The 272-nt window shown below is 65.1% G+C and carries 1 pseudogene; it reads left to right on the top strand.

The features are described from left to right. Positions 1 to 199, top strand: a pseudogene (locus O4G76_RS20520) (hypothetical protein); the annotation flags it as partial. Positions 200 to 272: the final 73 nt, after the last annotated feature.

The raw sequence follows: 272 nt of genomic DNA, 5'->3' as shown, positions 1-272 counted from the left end.
GACACAGGTTGAGATCGACGGCGCTGTTCCGGTGGGCGCGCAGATCACCGCAGCGGGCAAACCGGTGGGTCAGGTTCTGACCCAATCCGGCGGCAAGGCGATTGCCTATTTGCGCTTTGATCGTGCCAAGGGCGCGCTGGAGGCCGAGGGCACCGCGCTGCGCTGGCCAGGGCCCCTACAGACTGAGGCAATTGTTTAACCCCTGTCCGTTATTCTTGCGCGCACTAGCCACCTAGGCGCGACGCTGGCGCGCTCAGAGCAGCGAACAGGGC

This window comes from Limimaricola sp. G21655-S1, from assembly GCF_027213785.1.
Taxonomy (GTDB): Bacteria; Pseudomonadota; Alphaproteobacteria; order Rhodobacterales; family Rhodobacteraceae; genus Limimaricola.
This window is presented reverse-complemented; position numbering and strand designations above follow the sequence as displayed.